Origin of the sequence: Flavobacterium erciyesense, assembly GCF_018069925.1 — a bacterium.
GTDB lineage: Bacteria > Bacteroidota > Bacteroidia > Flavobacteriales > Flavobacteriaceae > Flavobacterium > Flavobacterium erciyesense.
Window position 1 is genome coordinate 1 of sequence record NZ_JAGPXB010000029.1, and the last position, 4,501, is coordinate 4,501.

Annotated in this window: 5 protein-coding genes; all 5 read left to right on the forward strand. The window is 33.1% G+C overall.

The annotated features are described in order from the left end of the window. The first annotated feature begins 615 nt into the window (after window positions 1-615). The 5 genes from KBJ98_RS15135 to KBJ98_RS15155 all read left to right on the forward strand — a co-directional run bounded on the left by KBJ98_RS15135 (window position 616) and on the right by KBJ98_RS15155 (window position 3,394). On the forward strand, window positions 616-981 hold the full coding sequence (locus KBJ98_RS15135) for a hypothetical protein (protein ID WP_210791929.1): 366 nt from the start codon (window positions 616-618) through the stop codon (window positions 979-981). A 153-nt stretch (window positions 982-1,134) separates the two neighbouring features. Next, complete coding sequence (locus KBJ98_RS15140) at window positions 1,135-1,536, forward strand: hypothetical protein (protein ID WP_210791931.1); 402 nt, start codon at window positions 1,135-1,137, stop codon at window positions 1,534-1,536. Window positions 1,537-1,715: 179 nt separating this feature from the next. Next, complete coding sequence (locus KBJ98_RS15145; protein ID WP_210791933.1) at window positions 1,716-2,090, forward strand: DUF4160 domain-containing protein; 375 nt, start codon at window positions 1,716-1,718, stop codon at window positions 2,088-2,090. A 7-nt stretch (window positions 2,091-2,097) separates the two neighbouring features. Continuing rightward, window positions 2,098-2,562 (forward strand): hypothetical protein, encoded by a 465-nt coding sequence (locus KBJ98_RS15150; RefSeq protein WP_210791935.1) that lies wholly within the window; start codon window positions 2,098-2,100, stop codon window positions 2,560-2,562. Between the two features lie 22 nt (window positions 2,563-2,584). Further along, window positions 2,585-3,394, forward strand: coding sequence for a hypothetical protein (locus tag KBJ98_RS15155; protein WP_210791937.1), 810 nt, complete (start codon window positions 2,585-2,587; stop codon window positions 3,392-3,394). Window positions 3,395-4,501: the final 1,107 nt, after the last annotated feature.

Genomic DNA, 4,501 nt, shown 5'->3' on the forward strand with positions numbered 1-4,501 from the left:
TTTATATTTGGTGGAAAATAATCGGGTCCGAAGTTCGCAACGGCATGAGGCGGCGGGACGTTAGTAGTCAGCGGCAGAAATTACGCAGGTCATATCAATTAAACTTCACATTTGTCTTCCGCAAGACGTAATTAATTGTTGCTATCAAAAATTATTTAAACCAAAACTTATTAATTATTTGTAGTAGAACTTGGAATAAGAACTTTGAAATGAAGCTTTTAAAAAAAAACTTTGAAGCTGAACTTTGAAGCGGAACTTTGAAGAAAAACTTTGAAGCGGAACTTTGAAGAAAAACTTTGAAACGGAACTTTGAAACAAAACTTTGAAACAGAACTTTGAAACAAAACTTTGAAACAAAACTGTGAATCAGAACTTCGAAATGAAACTTAAAGACGTAAATGGAAACTGATTATGGAAATCTAAATTAGCTTAGCGGAATTTCTAAAACCGCCGAACTACTAACAGCCGTTTGGCGCTATTGCGGTTTCGGTGATTTTTTGGAAGCTTAAGTCTTGAATTAAAATTTTGTCTATATTTGTGAGAGTTTGGTGCTGAAATTCCGCAACAGCGCCAAGCGGCAAAACGTTGTGAGCAATTTAAAAACATCCTGCTAAAATGAAAAAAACATATATATTCATAATTTGCTCCATAGTAGTTCTTGTATTTTGTGGAATTGGATTACATGGAAATATATCGGGTGAAAAATTCGATTCGAATAAATGGAAAACAACCAAGTTGGATAATGAGCATGACATGTCTCTACGTTGGGATATGATGAATAGTTTGAGAAATAATCACAAGTTGGTTGGAATGTCAAAAAATGAAATTATAAAGTTACTTGGAAAACCTGATAGCAGTTTTTCTACGCCAAAAACATTCAGGTATTTTTTGGGATATGCACATTTTGGAATTGATACTGGAAGTTTAATTATAGAATTTGAAAATGAAACTGTAGAAAACTATTTAGTTACGAGAGGATAAACTGCTCACAACAGGCGTTTGGCAAGATTGGGGTTTTAGTGGAATTACCGTTTTTTATCATATATTCGTAAAGCGGAAAATACTCTGCTACAAAGTCCCCAACCTCGCCAAGCGCCAGAACGTTGGCAGTAATATTAAAAAACCACGTAGAAAATGAAAAACATAATTAGATTATTTACTCTAACTTTCCTATTAAATTTTCTTGTAAGTTGTGATCCAGCCCATAATATTGATTTTATAAACAAATCAGATTCTAATGTTAAAGTGAAAATCACTTTAAACCCAAAAGTTGAAAATTATCGACTAAAAGAAGTTTCATCTGGAGATTCTATAGTTTTTAATCTAAAACAAAAAGATACTGCTAATATTTATTTTGGAATCGGAACTTGGTCTGACGGCGAAATTGAAGAATTAACAATTTCAATAAATAATATTGAAATTGAAACGAAAGACATAAAAACTCTATATAAAACTAAAAAAGCGATGAAAAATATCTTAGAAAAGAACACTCACGGATTTTGGTTTAAAACTTTAGTAGAAATAAACATTGAATAAATACTACTGCCAACAGGCGTTTGGCAAGATTGGGGTTTTAGGCTTAATTTAAAGTTGGTTTTGTGTCAGTAAAGTTTTATCTTTAGCCGAAAATTAAGGCTTCCTTAATCCCCAACCTCGCCAAGCGCCGGGACGTTAGCAGTAAGTTTAGAAGACCTACTTTAGTAAACAAAATGACAATGGAAGAAACACTGAAAATTTTACAGAAAGAAACGGAAGAGTTAAAAAATTCCATTGAATTAATAGAGCAATTAACAGGACAAGATAAATCTGGAAAAGGTTTATTACTAGAACACCTTATCAAGAAATTTGTGAATGTAAAGGTTAAAATGTATCAAGAACATCACAACCTCCCTCACGTACACATAGACATTGGCAAAGACAACCATTCAGCAAGTATCGCAATAGAAAATCAAGCAATTTTAGCTGGTTCAATAGAAAAAAAGTATGAGAAAATTGTGCTTAGCTGGATTGAGAAGAATAAAGCAAATCTTTTGATAGTTTGGAATAGCATTCAAGAAGGACAATTAATTGATTTGTCAAATTTAAACTGAAAACAAAATGACAGACGAACAACGAATTGCAAAAATTAATGAACTATTGGAGCAAATCAGCCCATTAAATTATGAGAGGATTTTTCTTGAGACAAGTTTACAGTTCTCTAAGGAAAACTATTTCAAAAAATACGATGAAGAAGAAAAAGCAAAAATCATTGAAAAAGAGCAAAAACTAAAAGAGATCAATCAAAAATTGACAGAATTATTTGCTCAACTTAGAGAACATCAATTTTTATATTTTGTAGAGTATGAAGGAGAATTTTCAGTTGGCAATGGTCAAACATACTGGCAACCTCAAAGAGAATTTTTGTACCTTAAAACTAAATGCGAAATAGACACTACAACTTCAAGTGGTTGGAAACCATATATAAATGACCCAATTGTAAGACAACTATTAACAGAGCTTCATAACTTCTTGCTTAACAACAGGTTTTCAAATCTTAAAATTCGACACATAATAAAACAATAAGTAATTTTAAAAGAACCCGTTGATGAAAAACATTGAAAAATATAAAAATGACTTACAGCTTTTAATTGACAAAGGTGATAAATTGGACATATCAATAAAATACGAGTGTTATCCTGACAAAATACAAGAGCAAATAAAAGCTCAAATAAAGGACGACAAGAAAACTCAAGAATACATCAAAAAGATCCTTCCATTTAATAGAGAGTATCAAATCTGGTATTCTGAATCACTTGTACTAATTAAACAACTGTTGCCTGACAGACTCAACGACTTCATTCGATTATATGAAAAACCAAAAACTCGAAAAGCTATAGAGTATGGAAACTATGTAATGGAAGACTATTTGCAAACTTTGACTGTAAGAAGTAGTTTTGGAGAGAAAAAAGTTGGACCTGATGCTGCCATTAATCAGTTTGAGCAACAATTAAACATTTTGAAGTCTATAGAAAGAAGATTTGAAAGCACACTTTTCGACATTAAACAATTAGTTCAAGCAGACTTATTTGACAGTGAGTTAGATGCTGCAAAAGAACTGAATAAGAATAAATTTACACGTGGAGCTGGGGCAATTGCTGGTGTGGTACTTGAAAAACATTTAGGACAAGTTCTATCAAACCACAATTTGAAATCATCTAAAAAGAACTCTTCAATTTCTGACTTTAATGACATATTAAAAACAGCAGAAGTATATGATACACCGACTTGGAGAAAAATACAGCATTTAGGAGACATAAGAAATTTGTGCGATCACAATAAAACAAGAGAACCAAAACAAGAAGAAGTTGACGAACTTATAACTGGAGTAGATGCAATTATTAAAACAGTATATTAAAAAAACCTACTGCTAACAGGCGTTTGGCTCAATGGCGGGTGTCATGGTTAATTGAACATTCTACCTCGCATCAACTTTTGTGGTGTATTGACAGTTTTGTGCTCCAAAATCCGCCACTGCGCCAAGCGCCAAAACGTTATATGCCACTTATCTGCGGCAGAAAACATAAATTCGTAGAACATCGCTTCTACTCTCCTTTTCGACTTTAAAACGTAACGGAATAATCTTGAAAAGCAGAAACCGAAAAGCAGAAACCGAAAAGTGGAAACCGAAAAGTGGAAACCGAAAAGTAGAAACCGAAAAGTAGAAACCGAAAAGTAGAAACCGAAAAGTAGAAACCGAAAAGTAGAGACCGAAAAGTAGAAACTGAAAAGTAGAAACTGAAAAGTAGAAACTGAAAAGTGGAAACTGAAAAGTGGAAACTGAAAAGTGAAAACTGAAAAGTGAAAACTGCAAAACGAAACTTGAAAGCAGAAATTTAAAAGTGGAATCTGATAAGCAGAAACTGAAAAGCAGAAATTGAAAAGTGAAAACCGAAAAGTGGAATCTAAAAAGTGGAATCTGAAAATTGATTAAGAAAAAAATTTAAGCGGCATATAACAGCCGTCTCAAGCCATTGCGAATTTTCTCCTAAATTGACGTTTTGATTTCGCAAGTTTATTTATCTTAGCCGAAACTAATCGGGTCCGAAGTTCGCAACGGCATGAGGCGGCGGGACGTTATGCGTGAGTTTTGGAATTTACGCAGACATTAAGAATTAGAAATAAAATTATCTTACTACCAGAGTTTTTGAAAGTAGAAACTTGAAAGCAGAAACTTGAATGCAGAAACTTGAATGCAGAAACTTGAATGCAGAAACTTGATAGCGAAACTTGACAGCGAAACTTGAAAGTGAAACTTGAATGCAAAAACTTGAAAGCAGAAACTTGAAAGCAGAAACTTGAAAGCAGAAACTTGAAAGCAGAAACTTCGAAACTGAAATTTGAAAAGCATTATCCGAAAAGAAGATAGAAGTAAATTTTTCCACAAAAATAAACCCACGCATAACAGCCGTCTCAAGCCATTGCGAATTTTCTCCTAAATTGACGCTTACGTTTCGCAAGTTTA

Coding starts and splice junctions, on each gene's coding strand:
- KBJ98_RS15135 (WP_210791929.1), top strand. CDS start 616: ATGAAAAAAACATATATATTCATAATTTGCTCCATAGTAGTTCTTGTA.
- KBJ98_RS15140 (WP_210791931.1), top strand. CDS start 1,135: ATGAAAAACATAATTAGATTATTTACTCTAACTTTCCTATTAAATTTT.
- KBJ98_RS15145 (WP_210791933.1), top strand. CDS start 1,716: ATGGAAGAAACACTGAAAATTTTACAGAAAGAAACGGAAGAGTTAAAA.
- KBJ98_RS15150 (WP_210791935.1), top strand. CDS start 2,098: ATGACAGACGAACAACGAATTGCAAAAATTAATGAACTATTGGAGCAA.
- KBJ98_RS15155 (WP_210791937.1), top strand. CDS start 2,585: ATGAAAAACATTGAAAAATATAAAAATGACTTACAGCTTTTAATTGAC.